We start from the raw sequence: 446 nt of genomic DNA, 5'->3' as shown, positions 1-446 counted from the left end.
CCATATGGTGAAAGTGTTGGCTATCCAACTGTGGCCATTGGTGGTATTGACCAATCAAACGCAGAGCAAGTTTGGCAATGTGGCGTGTCCAGTTTAGCGGTGGTTCGTGCGATTACCTTGTCCGAATCGCCGAAACAAGTGATTGAGTTTTTCGACCAACTGATGAGCACAACGAGCACCTCATTGGTAATGGAGGACTATCGTGCTTACTGATCAAGAATTCATTCGTTATCAGCGTCAAGTTTCGTTACCTGAAATCGGAGAATCGGGCCAAGCTCGTCTTGGTCAATCTCATGTGTTGCTCATCGGCTGTGGTGGGTTGGGTAGTGCAGCAAGTTTGTATCTCGCGGCTGCTGGCGTGGGTAAGTTGGTTGTGATTGATGATGACCGTGTCGACAGCAGCAATTTGCAGCGCCAGGTTATCTATCTTGAAGCCGACATCGAAC

Annotated in this window: 1 protein-coding gene and 1 pseudogene; both read left to right on the top strand. The window is 48.9% G+C overall.

The genetic code is table 11. The annotated features are described in order from the left end of the window. Positions 1 to 213 (top strand): thiamine phosphate synthase (locus tag R7Z50_RS25065; RefSeq protein WP_318149431.1); only part of this gene is annotated, 213 nt, incomplete at its 5' end. Next, positions 203 to 446 (top strand): annotated as a pseudogene (locus R7Z50_RS25060) (HesA/MoeB/ThiF family protein); the annotation flags it as partial. The gene R7Z50_RS25065 and the pseudogene R7Z50_RS25060, both read left to right, overlap by 11 nt.

It is taken from the genome of Vibrio sp. 1249-1, assembly GCF_033340495.1.
This window is presented reverse-complemented; position numbering and strand designations above follow the sequence as displayed.